Here is a 17,202-nt window from a genome sequence, read left to right on the forward strand (position 1 = left end):
CATGGCCGGCCGCGTTGCCAACCCCGGGCATGGAGTTTGCTTGAGCAGGGGTTCCCGCGGCTGGCTGCACCCGCGTGTCGCGGCATGGGCACCGGGCGCGCCACGCGGATCGCATAGTGAGGATGGATTGGTGGATGGTTCGAGCGGCCAGACCCGAGGTGCCAGGCACCCCGGGTCGGCAGACAAACGGGAAGTTTCCCGCCCCGCCGTGGCACAGGCCGCGGCGTCGGCTGTGCCTGCGCCGGCGCCTGCGGCCAGTCGATTCCGCGGACCCCAGCGTCGTCCGAATCCCCATGCCTTGCCGTCGCTGTTGGGGTCGTGCAGCCCGCCGGGTGGCGGAGCTGCGGCCAAGCTCATCGGTTACGGCGGCAGAGCGCGCGTTGTCGCGCGCCCGACTGCGGTCGCAGCAGGCCCGGATGCCGGGCCCCGCGCGCGGGCGAACTCGAACCGGCGCGATGTCGTCCGCCCGGCGCGCGCGCCCTCGCGGGTCTGTCTGCCAGCGCCCGCCCGCTGGAAAACCAGCGTGCTGGCGAAACCGGTTGGCGTCGTCGACTGGTCGGCGTTGACGCCCGCCCCCGCTGGCTGGAGCTCGCGACTCGCGCAGCCGCAACGCGCGCCGGCGGCCATACGGGACGACCTGCGCGGACGGTGGGCGGCAACCAGTGCCGCCTGGCGTCACTTGACGGTTGCGCCAGTCGCTCTCATCCAGGTCATCGCGCCACGGGTGCGGCCACATCTTGCGGCGGTGGTTCTGCTGCTGGTGATGGTCGCTGCGGCGATCGGCGTGGGCGGCACCAGTCGGCATGCCGAGCCATTGAACGCGGCCCCGGTGCGCGTGGCGAAGGTGGCTGCGACGCTGCCGGTCGCCACGCCGCGGTTGGTCGAGCCAGCTCCCCCCACGGCCGCAGTGGAAGCATCGGTTGTCGTGGGTGAGCGCCTGCCGCCCGCGCCGTCCGCGGATCGCCTGCTGAGCGAAGTCAGCACGATGGACCTGATGATGCCGATCGCCGAGCCCGATCTGGACATCACCTCGCGGCACAGCCTGTGGGCGCAGATCGGCAAGGCGTATGGCCTGGATCCGCTGCTGCTGTACAGCGTGGCGCTGGTCGAATCGAAGTCGCTGTACCCGGATGGCAGGGTGGCCCCCACGCCGTGGCTGTTCCGGGTCGACGACCATCTGGTGCGCGGTGATCGCCAGCATGTGCAACTGCAGATGGCCGCGGCCAGCCAGTTCGGCTCGGCGGTGCAGGATGTGGGCATCATGCAGGTCTATTACCCGATGCACCGCGATGCCGTGCGTGATCCGCTGACCCTGCTGGATCCGCGCACCAATATCACCGTGGCGGCGAAGATCCTGCGCGACGGCATGCATCGCACCCGCGACCGCGTAATGGGCGTCGGCTATTACCACAGCCGCACACCCAGCCTGGCGCGGGGCTATGGCACCGCCGTGCTTACCGTCTACGATCGCCTGAAGACGGCGCATCGCAAGGCGCGGAAAGCCGGCCCGATGACGCGTTAGGTTTCCCCGTCGCTGGCGGTCGGCGGCAATGGCGACTGCCTTGCATCGCGCCGTTGTCGCCCGGATATAGGCTGCAACCTTCGGCGATGGCTTCGACATGTTCCCCTTGCGCTTCGACAACGCCTTCGTCCGTGACTTGCCCGGTGATCCGCAACAGGGCATCGGCCTGCGCCAGGTCGAGGGCGCGCTGTATTCGCGGGTGGACCCGACTCCGGTAGCGGCGCCGCGCTTGCTGGCACATTCGGCGGAGATGGCGGCCACGCTGGGTTTCAGCGAGGCCGAGGTCGCCGCACCGGAATTTGCGCAGTTGTTCGGCGGCAACACGCTGCTGGATGGCATGCAGCCCTACGCGGCAAATTACGGTGGCCACCAGTTCGGCAACTGGGCCGGCCAGCTGGGCGACGGTCGGGCGATTGCGCTGGGTGAAGTGATCAACGCGGCCGGCGAGCGCTGGGAACTGCAGCTGAAAGGCGCCGGGTTGACGCCGTATTCGCGCGGTGCGGACGGTCGCGCGGTATTGCGCTCGTCGGTGCGCGAATTCCTGTGCAGCGAGGCAATGCATCACCTGGGCGTGCCGACCACGCGGGCCTTGAGCCTGGTCGACACCGGCGAGCCGGTGTGGCGCGACATGTTCTATGACGGCCACGCGGCCGCCGAGCCCGGGGCGATCGTCTGCCGTGTCGCACCGTCGTTCATTCGCTTCGGCAACTTCGAACTGCCGGCCTCGCGCGGCGATGCGTCGCTGCTGCGGCAGTTGGTGGACTTCACCATCCGCCGCGATTTTTCCGAGCTGCAGGGGCAGGGCGAGGCGCTGTACGCCGCATGGTTTGCGCAGGTGTGCGAACGCACCGCCACCATGCTCGCGCAGTGGATGCGGGTGGGTTTCGTGCATGGCGTGATGAACACCGACAACATGTCGATCCTCGGCCTCACCATCGACTACGGCCCTTACGGCTGGGTCGACAACTACGATCCGGAGTGGACGCCGAACACCACCGATGCGCAGCACCGTCGCTACCGTTTCGGCCAGCAGCCGAATGTGGCGTGGTGGAACCTGAGCCGGCTGGCCGGTGCGCTGGCGCCGCTGTTTGGCGACATGGCACCGTTGCAGGCGGGGCTGGATCGCTATGCCGCCGCTTACGCCGCCGCTGATCGCGCCAACACCGCGGCCAAACTCGGCCTGGCCGAATGTCGCGACGACGACCTGGCCTTGATGCAGTCGCTGCAAGCACTGATGCAACAGGCGGAGATCGACATGACGCTGTGGTTCCGCGCACTGGCCGATGTCGATCCGTCGGCACCGACGCTGGCGCCGATGGATGACGCGTTCTACGACGAGACGAAGCGACGCGAGGCCGAGCCGGCGCTCAATGACTGGCTGGCCCGCTATGTGGCGCGGCTGGCTGACGATCCGCTGTCGCCGGAACAGCGCCGCCAACGGATGTGCAAGGTCAATCCGCGTTACGTGCTGCGCAACTACCTCGCGCAGCAGGCGATCGACCAGGCCGAACAAGGCGACCCCAAAGGCATCACCGAGCTGCTTGAAGTGATGCGCCATCCCTACGACGACCAGCCTGGTCGCGAGGCGTTCGCTTCGAGGCGCCCGGAGTGGGCGCGGCACAAGGCGGGTTGCTCGATGCTGTCGTGCAGTTCCTGAGCTGGAAGGCCGGCACGGAGCCAGCCTTCGTCAGCAACGGATGGTGCCCTCGAGACGATTCGAACGTCCGACCTGCCCCTTAGGAGGGGGCCGCTCTATCCAACTGAGCTACGAGGGCGCGGCGGGATTTTCGCATGGATCGCGCGATGGTGCGATTGCGTTGCTCCTCCCCCTGCTTGCAGGAGGAGGTCAGGAGGGGGTTGCGCAGGGTCGCCGGAAATCGGGATCAAGAGCGACCCCACCCCAACCCTCCCCTGCACGCAGGGGAGGGAGCCAGGCGCAGGGGAGGGAGTCACTCTCGTCGCCCCTGCTAGAATGGGCAATTACCCGCTTTCAATTCACGGCGCCTCAAGGTGCCGCACGTCCAGGAGACATCCATGTCCCATGCAATCCTCAGCGCGCTTGGCCTCGACGGCGAGCAGTCCGGCAGCTACCTCGGCCAGGGCGAATGGTCGAAGACCACCGATGCCGGCGCGTTGCAGCCGGTGAACCCGGCCAGCGGCGAAGTGCTCGGCACCGTGCACGCGTCCAGCGCGGCCGACTACGAAGTGATCGTCCAGCGCGCGCAGGCGGCCTTCAAGGTGTGGAAGACCACCCCGGCGCCGCTGCGTGGCGAAGCGGTGCGCCTGTGCGGTGAGGCATTGCGCAAGCACAAGGATGCGCTCGGTTCGCTGGTCGCGCTGGAGATGGGCAAGATCAAGCCCGAGGGCGACGGCGAAGTGCAGGAGATGATCGACATCGCCGACTTCGCGGTGGGCCAGAGCCGCATGATGTATGGCTCGACCATGCATTCGGAGCGCCCGGGCCACCGCATGTACGACCAGTACCATCCCCTGGGCCTGGTCGGCATCATCAGCGCGTTCAACTTCCCGGTGGCGGTGTGGGCATGGAACGCCATGCTGGCGACCATCGCCGGCGACATCTGCATCTGGAAGCCGTCGCCGAAGACGCCGCTGTCGGCCATCGCGACGATGAAGATCTGCAACGAGGCCTTGAAGGACGCCGGCTTCCCCGACCTGTTCTTCCTGTTCAATGACGCCGGCAGCGATTTGGCGCAGGCGTTCGTCGACGACAAGCGCATCCCGCTGATCAGCTTCACCGGCTCGACCAAGGTCGGCCGCATGGTCGGCGAGCGCGTGGCCCGGCGCATGGGTCGTTCGCTGCTGGAACTGGGCGGCAACAACGCGATCATCCTGGATGACACCGCCGACCTGAAACTGGCGATCCCGGGCATCGTGTTCGGCGCCGTCGGCACCGCCGGCCAGCGCTGCACCACCACGCGCCGCCTGTTCGTGCAGGAGTCGATCTTCGACGGCGTGGTCGACACCCTGGTCAAGGCCTACCAGCAGGTCGAGGGCAAGATCGGCGATCCGACCCTGGCCACCACGCTGATGGGTCCGCTGAACAGCCAGGAAGCCGTGCAGGGTTACCTGCATGCGGTGGAGAAGGCCAAGGCCGCCGGCGGCACCGTGCGCACCGGCGGCAAGGCGCTGACCGACCGCAAGGGCAACTTCGTGCTGCCGACCATCGTCACCGGCGTGAACAACGCCGACGAGGTGGTGCAGACCGAAACCTTCGCGCCGATCCTCTACGTGATGCCGTTCAAGACACTCGACGAAGCGATCGACATGCAGAACGACGTGCCGCAGGGCCTGTCCTCGTCGATCTTCACCAACAACCTGCGTGCGGCCGAGCAGTTCCTGTCGGCGGCCGGTTCGGACTGCGGCATCGCCAACGTCAACATCGGCACCTCCGGTGCGGAGATCGGCGGCGCGTTCGGTGGCGAGAAGGAGACCGGTGGCGGTCGCGAGTCCGGTTCGGACGCGTGGAAGGTCTACATGCGCCGGCAGACCAACACCATCAACTACTCCGACGCGCTGCCGCTGGCGCAGGGCATCAAGTTCACGGTGTAATCGCCAGAACCGGTCGCGGACGGCTCACCGTCCGTGGCCGGTCGTGGCATGACGGCGCTGTTCCACCTCCCTGACGAGTGAGCGAACCGATGAGCTATCAACCGTCCTACCGTCCGCCAACCACCACCAGTTCGCTGGCCGTGGTGAGCCTGGTCTTCGGCATTCTTGGCTGGTGCGTGCTGCCGTTCATCGGCGCGATCGTGGCGATCATCTGCGGCCATCTGGCGCGGGGCGAAATTCGCCGCAGCCCGGTCGATACCCGCATCGAGGGTGACGGCATGGCGGTGGCGGGGCTGGTGCTCGGCTACGCGCAACTGGCGCTGTGCATACTCGGCATTTTCCTGCTGATCGCGGTACTGGTCTTCGGTTTCGCGTTTGCGGGCTGGCATTGATCGGCGCATGAACGACGCCGCTTCGCCCCCCTTTGACTTCGGTGGCTATCGCGTCGTGGTGGCCGGCGGCAGTCGCGGCATCGGTCGCAGCATTGCGCTGGCCTTTGCCCAGGCCGGTGCTGACGTGTCGATCTGCGCACGCGGCGCGGCGGCGCTGGAGGAAACCCGCCAGGCCCTCGCCGCGCAAGGCGTCACCGCGCATGCGCGACGTTGCGACCTCGCCGATGCAGCGGCCATCAGCGCGTATGTGGCGAACGCCGCTGATGCGCTGGGCGGCATCGACGTGCTGGTCAACAACGCCAGTGGTTACGGTTTCGATGAAGGCGACGAGAGCTGGCTGGCCGGTTTCCAGGTCGACCTGATGGCGGCCGTGCGTGCCTCGCGCGCGGCCCTGCCGCATCTGCAGGCATCCGCGCACGGCTGCATCCTGCACACCAGTTCGATCGCCGCATTCCGCCCGCGCGCCAACGGCGCGGCGTATGCCGCGGTGAAGGCGGCGCTCAGCCAGTACACCACTTCGCAAGCGCTGGCACTGGCCACGCATCGCATCCGCGTCAATGCAATCGCGCCTGGTTCGATCGCGTTTGCCGACGGCCTGTGGGAACGCCGCCGACTGGAACAGCCCGAGCTGTATCGCGCCACCCTGGCGAAGATTCCGTTCGGCCGTTTCGGCAAGCCCGAAGAGATTGCCCACGCCGCGCTGTTCCTGGCCTCGCCGTGGGCCGGCTGGATCACCGGTCACACGCTGGTGGTCGACGGCGGGCAGATGCTCAGTGGCTGACCTGAAATCCACCGCCCGCTTCAGTGATCGCGTGGATGACTACGTGCGTTACCGGCCGGACTATCCGGCAGCGCTGCTGGCGTGGCTGCAACGCGAACAGCGCGTGGACAGCGGCTGGCGGGTCGCCGACGTGGGTGCCGGCACCGGCATTTCCTCGAAGATGTTGCTCGACGCCGGCTATCGGGTGACTGCGGTAGAGCCGAATGCACCGATGCGCGCCGCGGCCGAACACTGGCTGCGCAGCTACCCGGCCTTCGATGCCGTCGACGGTCGTGCCGACGCGACGAACCTGGCCGATGCCAGCGTGGATCTGGTCACCGTGGCGCAGGCGTTCCACTGGTTCGACGAGCAAGCCGCGCGTCGTGAATTTGCGCGCATCCTGCGCCAGGGCGGTCTGGTCGCGATCTGGTGGAATTCGCGCCGGCTTGCCGGCACACCGTTCCTGGAAGGCTACGAGGCGCTGCTGCAGACCTTCGGCACCGACTACACCAGCGTGGCCGAACGCTATGCCGACGACGCGCGCATGCGCACCTGGTTCGGCAGCGGTTTCCGCGGCAGCGCCCGTTTCGAGCATGCCCAGCGACTGGATTTCGAATCGCTGCGCGGACGGCTGATGTCGTCTTCGTATGCGCCACCGGCCGGGCACCCGCAACACCAGCCCATGCTGCATGCACTGCGCGAACTGTTCGACAGCTGTGCCGAAAACGGCACGGTAAGCTTTGATTACGACACCCGCATCTTCGCGGGCCAACCGGTCTGATTCATGTACGACATCCTGCGCCCGCTGCTGTTCAAGCTTGATCCCGAGAGAGCGCACCACCTCACCCTCTACGCGCTGGGTGTGGCGCAGCGCAGCGGTTTCTCCCACTGGATTGCCAGGCCGCCGGCCGACCTGCCCACCACGGTGTTCGGCATCACCTTTCCCAACCCGGTCGGCCTTGCCGCCGGGCTGGACAAGAACGCCGAACACCTTGATGCACTGGACGCGCTTGGCTTCGGCTTCATCGAAGTCGGCACGGTCACGCCGTTGCCGCAGCCGGGCAACGACAAGCCACGCATGTTCCGTCTGTCGCAGCACGAGGCGATCATCAACCGGCTCGGCTTCAACAACGAAGGTGTCGATGCGCTGGTGCGCAACGTGCAGCAGTCCAGCTACCACGGCGTGCTCGGCATCAACATCGGCAAGAACAAGGACACGCCGAACGAGAAGGCGGTCAACGACTACCTGACCTGCCTGCACAAGGTCTACGACCACGCCAGCTACATCACGGTGAACATCTCCTCGCCGAACACGCAAGGCCTGCGTGACCTGCAGCAGGAGGCCACGCTTTACAAGTTCATCTCGGTATTGCGCGCGGCGCAGGAGCGGCTGGGTTCGCAGCAGGGCCGGCGCAAGCCGATGCTGCTGAAGATCGCGCCGGATCTCACCGAAGCCGAACTCGACGCGATCGCCGAGGTGCTGCTGCGCACCGGCATCGACGGCGTGATCTGCAGCAACACCACGATCGACCACGCATCGGTGGCCGACGACCCACACGGCGGCGAAGCCGGGGGCCTGTCCGGGAAGCCGCTGTTCGAGCGTTCCACCGCCGTGCTCGCCGGCATGCACAAGCGCCTGCAGGGGCGCATCCCGCTGATTGGCGTGGGCGGCATTCTGGAGGGCAGCGACGCCGCCGAGAAGCTCGATGCCGGTGCTTCGCTGGTGCAGCTCTACTCAGGCCTGATCTATCGCGGGCCGCACCTGGTCGGCGAATGCGTCAATGAAATCCGTCGCCAGCGCGAGGCTGTCCATGCAGCCTGAACGCACCGACATGGGCGGCTACACGCTCATCGAAAACGCCTCGCTGGCGAACCGCAACACGCTGCGCGTGGACGCACGCGCGACGCTGCTCGCCGAAATCCGTGACGCCAGCAAGCTGCCCGAGCTGCTCGACTTCCCCGCCGTGCGCAACGGCCGCCTGCTGGTACTGGGCGAGGGTAGCAACGTGTTGTTCAACGGCAATTTCGATGGCACCGTGCTGGCGATGGAAACCCGCGGCGTGCAGGTGGAAAGCGATGGCGACAGCGCGCGCATCGCGGTGGCCGCCGGCGAACGCTGGGACGACTTCGTGCGCTGGACCCTGGGCCAGGGCTACGCCGGCCTGGAAAACCTGATCCTGATCCCCGGCACGGTCGGCGCCGCACCGATCCAGAACATCGGTGCGTATGGCTGCGAAGTGGCCGAGTTCGTCGAGAGTGTGGAGGCGTGGGATACCCGCGAGCGCTGCGTGGTGACGCTGGACCACGCGACGTGCGCGTTCGGTTACCGCGATTCGCTGTTCAAGCACGAGCCCGGCCGCTACATCGTCACTGCCGTGCGCTTCGTGCTGCCGCGCAGTCGTCCGCTGCGCACCGACTACGCCGGCATCAACGAGCAGCTGGCGCGGATGGGCGTCGACAAGCCGGCGCCGTTCCACGTGGCCGAAGCGGTCGTGCACGTGCGCACGAAGAAACTGCCCGACCCGTCGGTGATCGGCAATGCCGGCAGTTTCTTCAAGAACCCGATCGTGGAGGCTGCGCTGGCTGATGCACTGAAGCGCGAACATCCCGATCTGGCTGTCTGGCCGCAGCCGGATGGACGCTGCAAGATTTCTGCGGCCTGGCTGATCGAGGCGGCTGGTTTCAAAGGCAAGCGCGAAGGCGATGCCGGCATTTCCAATCGGCATGCGCTGGTGCTGGTGAATCACGGCAAGGCGACCGGGCCGCAATTGTGGGCGCTGGCGCAGCAGGTGATGCTTGGTGTGCGCGAGAAGTTCGGCGTGGCGCTGGAGCCGGAGCCGGTCGTGATCGGCGCGCGCTGAGTTTCTTTTGTAGGAGCGCACCCTGTGCGCGATGCTCTTGCTCTTTCGTTTGATTGTTTGAAGCAACGAGCTTTCGTCCTCCTACGGAGGGCGAGTCACTTTCTCTTTGCGTGGCCAAAGAGAAAGTAACCAAAGAGAAAGGCCACCCCGCTTGGCGCTTGTTGGGCTTCCTGCCCAACAAGTCCGTGAGCCGGGGCCGGGCTTTTCGACAGGACTCCTGTCCTGGCGAAAAGGCATCGGCATCCATGCCGATGCCCCTGCGGGCCTGTCGACCCCGTCTCACCGCCGCACAGGGGCCCCGGTTAGAGCAGCGTGCCATCCTGGCCCGCACTCGGTACGCAACCGCTGCGCGGTTGCAAAAGCTGAAAAGCTGAGAGACCGAACGCTGGAGTTAAGTGGCGGCGGAGCCGTCTGCTTGGATGACTGTTTATGGCCTGCCCAAGGACCCTGTGGCTACAAGTATCTCGTGATAGCGCTGATTGTCTATGCCCGTGGCCTGTTCTGCTGCCAGAGGGTGACTGCTGGTTGCTGGAATGAGGACAGCAGGCCGGCTCGTGCTGTTTTGGAATTGCACCATTACCGCCAGCCCGAGAGTTGATGGATAGCCCGGGATTGCGTTGGCCATGGTGCCCGGGATGGGTCGCTCATGACTTCCGTCTTTGTCGTAGAGCTCAAAGTAACGATTGAAATCGTGCTCGTGAATCTCAACCCAGACGCCCCAGCCGTAGTAGTCAGATTGCTCGTTGAAAGAGAGCTTGAGCAGGCAGCGAATAAAAAAGCGACCGCCGAGTTGACAGAGATCGCTGTTGAACTTTGCCTGATGAGATCGTTCATTCGCGGGAATGGCCCAGACCACATCGGGAAGCTTCCAGCCATGATCGATGGGTAGGCCCTCGTGAGTGTCACCGCAGGTTGGACAAACGAAAGACTTCATGCGGGCCCTGACGCCGAGTAGACCCCATAGGTAGGGTGCTGTGCCGAGTATGCAGCTCGATTCTTGGCCGTGCCAGCGGCGAATTTCTACGGCAGATCATGCACTGGCACAACAATGTCGTCGGGGCGTGGCCGCATGGAACTCGTGATGGTTGATACCGGTCTATTCGAGCGAGGGTGACTGTCTTCCGGTGACGCCCGAGGCAATGACTGTCTTCGTTCGCGCTAGGAGTGTGGTGCGCCGCTGGCCGAGCCTCGGATACGGCTCAAATCTTTCAGCCGTTGCCGTGGTTCTGCTTTGCCTCAGCTCTGCTTTGCTCTGGCTCTTCTGAAAAGTGCGGGCCACGATGGCCCGCTGCTCTACCGGGGCCCCTCTGAAGCGGCGGGCGGGTGGAGGAACAGCCCGCAGGGTGGCTGGCATGGATGCCGGCCAGTTTGGCGTCAGTCCACGGATGGACTGTCGACAAACCGCGCAACCCGACCGCGGACTTCCCGGGCAGGAAGCCCGGAAAGCGCGCAAGCGGGGTGTCGTTTTCTCTTGGGTACTTCTCTTTTGGACAAGCAAAAGAGAAGTACCTCGCCCTCCGCAGGAGGGTGAAAGCCCTTCGCTTCACGACAACAAATCAAGCAAGAGCATCGCGCACAGGGTGCGCTCCTACAAAAGCATCAAGCGCGAACCCGCTTCTCGATATTCGGCAGAAACACCGTGATCAACCCCATCAGCGGCAGGTACGCGCATAGCTGATAGACGTATTCGATGCCACGGTTGTCGGCCAAGCCGCCAAGCACGGCGGTGTCGATGCGCCGGGATGCTGATCAGCTGTTATCTGCTTGCCAGCCACAGCGCGCCTGCGGTGCAGGCGGCGAATATCATCAATCCATATCGCACCTGCTTGAGCAGCGCAGCGGCAATGTCCTCCACGGGCTTCGTCGAGAGCAGGAACGGTCGGCCATCCTTGGGGCAGGAGAGGATCGGCTCAGGCCTCATCACGTCGGGAGCATCGGCGCCAAGCAGGGCCTGTTTTCTTGCCGATTCACGCGCGTTGTCCCATTCCTCCATATCGATCTGCCCGTTGTTGTCGGCATCGAACCGGGCCAGCAGGGCGGCGTGATCGCTCTTCCACGATGTCAGGATGGCGGACACGGCGTCGTCGGTGCCCTTCGGGACCTCGTGGACAGAATGACTGCCAAACTGGCCGACCGCATACAAGGAGTCGCCCTCCGACATGCGCATTTCCGTGTACCGGTAATCGCCGTCCATCGAGTTCATGACAGATGTCTTCGTTGGCCACTCGGAGTAGCCGCGCCAGCGGTCCATGCTGCTGAATGTCACCTTGGCCCCCTCCGGGACGATCATCACCCGAGCGGTGCCGTCGTCGATGATGAACGGCAGGGAGCAGGTTGCCTGACTGATCGTGACCCACTTCTTGTGCTTGTCGTCACCGCGCAATTCCTCGACGGTATAGCTCCACCAGGTGCATGGCTGGCCGGTCATCGGCCCCACCCGGGGATGATCGGTAACCGTCGATTGGGTGCCGGACAATGCGACATAACCGTGTGCAGCGGCACGACAGCGTGACACCGGGGTGCCCTGGATCAACCGCAACTGCTGCAGCTTGCGCCCCCAGTAGTACAGACTGCCAAGCGCGCCTGCGCCGAGGATGAAGGCGATGAAACCTGGAGGAACCGTCGAGACACCAGTCATCACGGGCGGGCCATCAGTTGAACAGTGCCTTCAGGTCGGGCTGCTTGAGCTCGCTCTGGCTGAAGCGGATCGGGGTGGCAGAACCGAACGCAAACAAGCTGGCGATGAAGCGGTCGGGGAACTGTTCAATGCGCACGTTCAACTCGGTTACCGTGTCGTTGTAGAACTCGCGCCGGTCGGCAATGGCTGACTCCAAGCCGCTGATGCGGCTCTGCAGATTGCGGAAAGTCTCGTTGGCCTTGAGGTCAGGATACTTTTCGGCCACCGCGAACAGTTGGCCCAGGCCGCTACGCAACTGATCCTCCGCAGGCCCCAAGGCAGCAGCGTCGGCGTGCTGGCGGGCGACGGAGATCGCGCTGCGTGCCTCGGCAACCTTCACCAGCGTCTGCTGCTCATACACCATGTATTGCTTGCAGGTCTCCACCAGGTTGGGTAGTTCATCGTGACGCTGTTTCAGCAGCACATCGATGTTGGACCAGGCTTTGGCAACGTTGTTCTTCAACCGCACCAGATTGTTGTAGATCACCACGACGTAAATCGCGATGACGGCGAAGAACGCCAGAAAGCCGAATCCCTTGATGCCCACTTGATCCCTCCCCCGTTGAATGGTCCCCAAAAGCATAGCCGAGGCGCCTTCGGCATGGCACCCTGGTGAAGCGCTGGCCGCTCTTGTGGCGTCGCCCTCCGCAGGAGGACGAAGCTCTGCACTTGATCAACCGAAAGAGCAGGAGCATCGCGCACAGGGTGCGCTCCTGCAAAAGCATCAAGCGCGAACCCGCTTCTCGATATTCGGCAGAAACACCGTGATCAACCCCATCAGCGGCAGGTACGCGCATAGCTGGTAGACGTACTCGATGCCATGCGTATCGGCCAGCCCGCCGAGCACGGCGGCGCCAATGCCGCCCATGCCGAAGGCGAAGCCGAAGAACAGGCCGGAGACCATGCCGACGTGGCCGGGGATCAATTCTTGCGCGTAGACCAGGATCGCCGAGAACGCCGAGGCCAGGATCAGGCCGATCACCACGGTCAGCACCCCGGTCCACATCAGGTTCGCGTGCGGCAGCAGCAGGGTGAACGGGGCCACGCCCAGGATCGATACCCAGATCACCCACTTGCGCCCGATGCGGTCGCCGACCGGGCCGCCGACCAGCGAACCGGCGGCCACCGCGAACAGGAACACGAACAGGTGCACCTGTGCGCTCTGCACCGACAGGCCGAACTTGTGGATAAGGTAGAAGGTGTAATAGCTGCTGAGGCTGGCCAGGTAGAAATATTTGGAGAAGATCAGCAGGCCAAGGATGGCCAGCGCACCGATGATCCGGTTGCGCGACAGCGAAATCACGTCGAGATGGCGCGCCGAGGACTTGCCGCGCGTCAGGTGATGGCGCCCGTACCAGCGCCCGACCTGCAGCAGCACCACGATCGCCAGCAGTGCGGCCAGCGAGAACCACGCCACGCTGCCACGGCCGTGCGGCACGATGATCCACGCTGCCAGCAGCGGCCCCAGCGAGGAGCCGGTGTTGCCGCCGACCTGGAACAGCGACTGGGCCAGTCCGTGCCGTCCGCCGGAAGCCATTCGCGCCACCCGCGAGGATTCCGGATGGAATACCGACGAGCCGGTTCCCACCAGGGCCACGGCCAGCAGCAGCAAGGGGAAGTTCGGTGCCACTGCCAGCAGCAGCAAGCCGCACAGGGTGAAGCCCATGCCGATCGGCAGCGAGTAAGGCATCGGTCGCCTGTCGGTGACCATGCCTACCAGCGGCTGCAGCAGCGAGGCGGTGAGCTGGAAGGTCAGCGTGATCAGGCCTACCTGGGCGAAACTCAGGTGGAAGCTGCCTTTCAACAGCGGATAGATCGCCAGGATCAGCGACTGGATCATGTCGTTGAGCATGTGCGCGAAGCTGATCCCGCCGAGCACCGCGAACTGGGTGGGTTCGCCGGTGGGGAGGCTGTCGGCGGAGGCGGGGATGGCCGAGGGGGAGAGCGGGGCGCTTTCGACGCGGGTCTGCATGGGGGGCGATGACTGTGTGGGGTGCGCTGCGGGGGCGCCAACGATAAGGCAAGCGGCGAGGTTCACGCATGTGCCAGACAGCTCGCCGTCATCCGGCCGTCATCAACGCCCTGCACACTGGGCGGAAGCCGATCCGTCAGCGCTATCGGGCGGGTCTTGCCGGCGGCAAGCTACCATGGAGGAAGCCGCCCACTTCATGCTGCATGGTGTACCGATGAACAGCCGCATCATTCGCGAGACTTCACCGCCCGGCGCCCTGGCGCCCGCCGCCAACGATGCTGCAGGCATGGCCGTCAGTCCGGATCTCACCGATCCCCGGCTGTACATCCACCGCGAAATGTCACAGCTGCAATTCAACATTCGCGTGCTCGACCAGGCGCTGGACGAGCGCACGCCGCTGCTGGAACGGCTGAAGTTCCTGCTGATCTTCTCGCGCAACATGGACGAATTCTTCGAGATCCGGGTGGCCGGGTTGAAGGGCCAGGTGGCGCTGGACCACGAGCTGATCGGCCCGGACGGCATCGGGCCGAAGCGCGCGCTGGCGATGATCAGCGAGATCGCGCACCGGCAGATCGAGCGGCAGTACGCGATCCTCAATGAGCGCATACTGCCGGAGCTGGCCAGCCAGGGCATCCGCATCGTGCGTCGCCAGCAATGGACGCACAAGCAGAAGCTGTGGGTGCGGCGTTATTTCCGACAGGAACTGGCCCCGCTGGTGACCCCGATCGGGCTGGACCCCACCCATCCGTTCCCGCTGCTGGTCAACAAGAGCCTCAACTTCATCGTGCGGCTGGAGGGCGTCGATGCGTTCGGTCGCGATTCGGGCCTGGCGGTGGTGCCGGCGCCGCGCGTGCTGCCGCGGCTGATCCAGATGCCGGCCGAAGTCTGCGACGACGGCGACAACTACGTGCTGCTGTCGTCGATCATCCATGCCCATGTGGAAGAACTGTTCCCCGGCATGGACGTGCTCGGTTGCTACCAGTTCCGGCTGACCCGCAATGCCGACCTCACGCTGGATCCGGAGGATGTCGAAGACCTCGCGCTGGCCTTGCGTGGCGAGCTGTACTCGCGCCGTTTCGGCGACGCGGTGCGCCTGGAAGTGGCCGACAACTGCCCGAGGGACCTGGCTGACCATCTGCTCAGGCAGTTCGGGCTGGCCGAGTCGGAGCTGTACGAGGTGAACGGTCCGGTCAACCTGGCCCGGCTGTTCAGCATCGCCAGCCACGCCAGCTATCCGCGGCTGCAATATCCGCCGTTCATGCCTGCGTTGCCGAAGGAGCTGCGGCACACGGAGGATCTGTTCCAGGTGATCGCCAGGCAGGATGTGCTGCTGCTGCATCCCTACGAGTCGTTCGCGCCGGTGGTGGATCTGTTGCGCCAGGCTTCCGTCGATCCGCAGGTGCTGGCGATCAAGCAGACGCTTTACCGCACGAATGCGAAGTCGGAAATTGTCGATGCGCTGGTCGAGGCTGCCCGCGCAGGCAAGGAAGTGACCGCGGTGGTCGAGTTGCGTGCGCGCTTCGACGAAGAGTCGAATCTCAGCCTCGCCTCGCGCCTGCAGCAGGCCGGCGCGATGGTGATCTACGGCGTGGTCGGCATCAAGACGCACGCCAAGATGATGTTGATCCAGCGCCGCGAGGGCCGCGAGCTGGTGCGTTATGCGCACCTTGGTACCGGCAATTACCACAGCGGCAACGCGCGGCTGTATACCGACTACAGCCTGCTCACCTCCGATGAGGCCTTGTCCGGGGACGTGCACAAATTGTTCAGCGAGCTCATCGGCATGGGCACCGTGCTGCAAATGAAGCGGCTGCTGCATGCGCCGTTCACGCTGAAGAGCCGGCTGCTGGAGATGATCGCCGACGAGGCGGCACATGCCGCGGCGGGCAGGCCGGCGCAGATCATCCTCAAGCTAAATGCGCTGACCGAGCCGACCATCATTCGCGCGCTCTACCAGGCCAGTATCGCCGGCGTGCAGGTCGACCTGATCGTGCGCGGCATCTGCTGCCTGCGCCCGGGCGTCGAGGGCGTGTCGGAGAATATCCGGGTACGTTCGATCATCGGGCGCTTCCTCGAGCACAGCCGCGTTTACTGGTTTGCCAACGACGGCGAGCCACGGCTGTATCTGTCCAGCGCCGACCTGATGGAACGCAACCTCGATCGCCGCGTGGAAGCTGCGTTCCCGATCGAGGGCAAGAAGATGCAGCAGCGTATCCGGCATGTGCTGGAACTGTGCCTGGCCGACAACGTCGGCGCCTCGCTGCTGCAGGCCGATGGCGAGTACCTGCATCCCGCGCCTGTCGCGGGGCAGCCGGTTCTCGACGTGCAGGCTGAGTTGATGGCGAAGCTGTGCGTTCCGGGCGGTGCTGGCTAAGGACGCGGCGCGGGTGGGCCTGTCCACCGTTCGCGCTGGTTTGCGTTGGGGAAGGGTGTCCTGTCCCATCCTGCCGTGGAGCGCGCGATGTCCCTTTCCTCATCATTGCCAGGAAGCTGTGCACGGGCTGCGCTGCTGCTGATGCTGGCCGTCGCCTGGCCGGATGCCTCCGCTGGTGCCCTGCGCGACGCCCTGATGCACCCTCGCACAAGCGCCGGCCAGGCCGACCTGGCGCTTCCAGTCGGTACGCGGGTGTTCCGCGATGTGGCTTACGGCGCAGATCCGCGCCAGCGCTTCGACGTTTACGCGCCGCCGGGGATACATCACGCCCCGGTGATCTTTCTGGTCCACGGCGGTGGCTGGCGTCGTGGCGACAAGGCGATGACCAACGTGGTAACCAACAAGATCGCGCGCTGGTTGCCGCGCGGCTTCATCATCATCTCCAGCAATTACCGCATGCGTCCGGACACCGCACCATTGCAGCAGGCACGCGATGTGGCACGGGCACTGGCGATGGCGCAACGCCAGGCCGTGCAGTGGGGCGGCGATGCGCAGCACTTCATCCTGATCGGGCATTCCGCCGGCGCGCATCTGGTGGCCTTGCTCAGCGCCGAGCCGGCGCTGGCGAAGGCGCAGGGCGCCCAGCCATGGCTGGGCACGATCTCGCTGGACAGCGGCAGCCTGGACGTGGTTCAGACCATGCAGGCGCGTCATTTCCCGTTGTTCGACCAGGCGTTCGGTGCCGATCCGGCGCAGTGGCGAGCGGCCTCGCCACAACAACAGATGGATGGCGCGATCGTGCCGTTTCTGGCGGTGTGCTCCAGCCGCCGCGCGGATTCGTGTGCGCAGGCGCAGGCCTTCGTGCGCAAGGCCGTATCCTTCCGCAGTCGCGCCAGCGTGCTGCAGGAGGATCTGTCGCACGGCGAGATCAACCGGCAACTCGGGCTGTCTTCGGAATACACTCGGGCGGTGGAGCGCTTCATGAGTTCGCTTGATCCAGCCGTGGCCCGTCGACTCGACGATCAGGTGGCGCGTATCGCTGCGTTGCCGGTGGTCATCAGTCGCTGATGCGGT

At 65.4% G+C, this 17,202-nt stretch carries 14 protein-coding genes and 1 tRNA gene; 10 read left to right on the forward strand and 5 right to left on the reverse strand.

The window, feature by feature from the left end; translation table 11 throughout:
- Nucleotides 1-523 precede the first annotated feature (523 nt).
- Nucleotides 524-1,522, forward strand: a complete 999-nt coding sequence (locus ACQGNJ_RS12985; RefSeq protein ID WP_426689676.1) for a lysozyme family protein — start codon at nucleotides 524-526, stop codon at nucleotides 1,520-1,522.
- Between the two features lie 97 nt (nucleotides 1,523-1,619).
- Nucleotides 1,620-3,179 carry a protein adenylyltransferase SelO gene (locus ACQGNJ_RS12990; protein WP_426689677.1) on the forward strand — a complete coding sequence of 520 codons (1,560 nt, stop codon included), beginning with the start codon at nucleotides 1,620-1,622 and terminating at the stop codon, nucleotides 3,177-3,179.
- Between the two features lie 41 nt (nucleotides 3,180-3,220).
- Here the strand turns inward: ACQGNJ_RS12990 and ACQGNJ_RS12995 are convergent.
- Nucleotides 3,221-3,297 (reverse strand) — tRNA-Arg (locus tag ACQGNJ_RS12995).
- A gap of 259 nt (nucleotides 3,298-3,556) precedes the next feature.
- Between ACQGNJ_RS12995 and amaB the strand changes: the two genes are divergently transcribed.
- The 6 genes from amaB (at nucleotide 3,557) to murB (ending at nucleotide 9,105) form a co-directional block, all read left to right on the forward strand.
- Nucleotides 3,557-5,092 (forward strand): L-piperidine-6-carboxylate dehydrogenase, encoded by a 1,536-nt coding sequence (gene amaB, locus ACQGNJ_RS13000; protein WP_426689678.1) that lies wholly within the window; start codon nucleotides 3,557-3,559, stop codon nucleotides 5,090-5,092.
- A gap of 89 nt (nucleotides 5,093-5,181) precedes the next feature.
- Complete coding sequence (locus ACQGNJ_RS13005) at nucleotides 5,182-5,484, forward strand: DUF4190 domain-containing protein (RefSeq protein ID WP_426689679.1); 303 nt, start codon at nucleotides 5,182-5,184, stop codon at nucleotides 5,482-5,484.
- Nucleotides 5,485-5,491: 7 nt separating this feature from the next.
- Nucleotides 5,492-6,265, forward strand: coding sequence for an SDR family NAD(P)-dependent oxidoreductase (locus ACQGNJ_RS13010; protein WP_426689680.1), 774 nt, complete (start codon nucleotides 5,492-5,494; stop codon nucleotides 6,263-6,265).
- A complete protein-coding gene (locus tag ACQGNJ_RS13015) occupies nucleotides 6,258-7,025 on the forward strand; it encodes a class I SAM-dependent methyltransferase (RefSeq protein ID WP_426689681.1) in 768 nt (255 codons plus the stop codon). The genes ACQGNJ_RS13010 and ACQGNJ_RS13015 overlap by 8 nt, the downstream gene beginning before the upstream one ends.
- Nucleotides 7,026-7,028: 3 nt before the next feature.
- Complete coding sequence (locus ACQGNJ_RS13020; RefSeq protein ID WP_426689682.1) at nucleotides 7,029-8,066, forward strand: quinone-dependent dihydroorotate dehydrogenase; 1,038 nt, start codon at nucleotides 7,029-7,031, stop codon at nucleotides 8,064-8,066.
- 10 nt (nucleotides 8,067-8,076) lie between these two features.
- Entirely contained in the window at nucleotides 8,077-9,105 is a 1,029-nt protein-coding gene (gene murB, locus ACQGNJ_RS13025) for a UDP-N-acetylmuramate dehydrogenase (protein WP_426690050.1), read from the forward strand.
- Between the two features lie 427 nt (nucleotides 9,106-9,532).
- Here murB and ACQGNJ_RS13030 read toward each other — a convergent pair whose 3' ends face one another.
- The 4 genes from ACQGNJ_RS13030 to ACQGNJ_RS13045 all read right to left on the reverse strand — a co-directional run bounded on the left by ACQGNJ_RS13030 (nucleotide 9,533) and on the right by ACQGNJ_RS13045 (nucleotide 13,754).
- Nucleotides 9,533-10,039, reverse strand: a complete 507-nt coding sequence (locus ACQGNJ_RS13030; RefSeq protein ID WP_426689683.1) for a DUF2199 domain-containing protein — start codon at nucleotides 10,037-10,039, stop codon at nucleotides 9,533-9,535.
- Between the two features lie 822 nt (nucleotides 10,040-10,861).
- Entirely contained in the window at nucleotides 10,862-11,743 is an 882-nt protein-coding gene (locus ACQGNJ_RS13035) for a GIDE domain-containing protein (protein WP_426690051.1), read from the reverse strand.
- Nucleotides 11,744-11,756: 13 nt separating this feature from the next.
- Nucleotides 11,757-12,329 (reverse strand): LemA family protein, encoded by a 573-nt coding sequence (locus tag ACQGNJ_RS13040; RefSeq protein WP_426689684.1) that lies wholly within the window; start codon nucleotides 12,327-12,329, stop codon nucleotides 11,757-11,759.
- Between the two features lie 177 nt (nucleotides 12,330-12,506).
- Nucleotides 12,507-13,754: an MFS transporter gene (locus tag ACQGNJ_RS13045; protein WP_426689685.1), complete on the reverse strand. Its 1,248-nt coding sequence runs from the start codon at nucleotides 13,752-13,754 to the stop codon at nucleotides 12,507-12,509.
- Nucleotides 13,755-13,968: 214 nt separating this feature from the next.
- Between ACQGNJ_RS13045 and ppk1 the strand changes: the two genes are divergently transcribed.
- Nucleotides 13,969-16,128, forward strand: a complete 2,160-nt coding sequence (gene ppk1, locus ACQGNJ_RS13050) for a polyphosphate kinase 1 (protein WP_426690052.1) — start codon at nucleotides 13,969-13,971, stop codon at nucleotides 16,126-16,128.
- A gap of 87 nt (nucleotides 16,129-16,215) precedes the next feature.
- A complete protein-coding gene (locus ACQGNJ_RS13055) occupies nucleotides 16,216-17,196 on the forward strand; it encodes an alpha/beta hydrolase (RefSeq protein WP_426689686.1) in 981 nt (326 codons plus the stop codon).
- Nucleotides 17,197-17,202 lie beyond the last annotated feature (6 nt).

Source organism: Rhodanobacter ginsengiterrae, assembly GCF_050026815.1.
GTDB lineage: Bacteria > Pseudomonadota > Gammaproteobacteria > Xanthomonadales > Rhodanobacteraceae > Rhodanobacter > Rhodanobacter ginsengiterrae.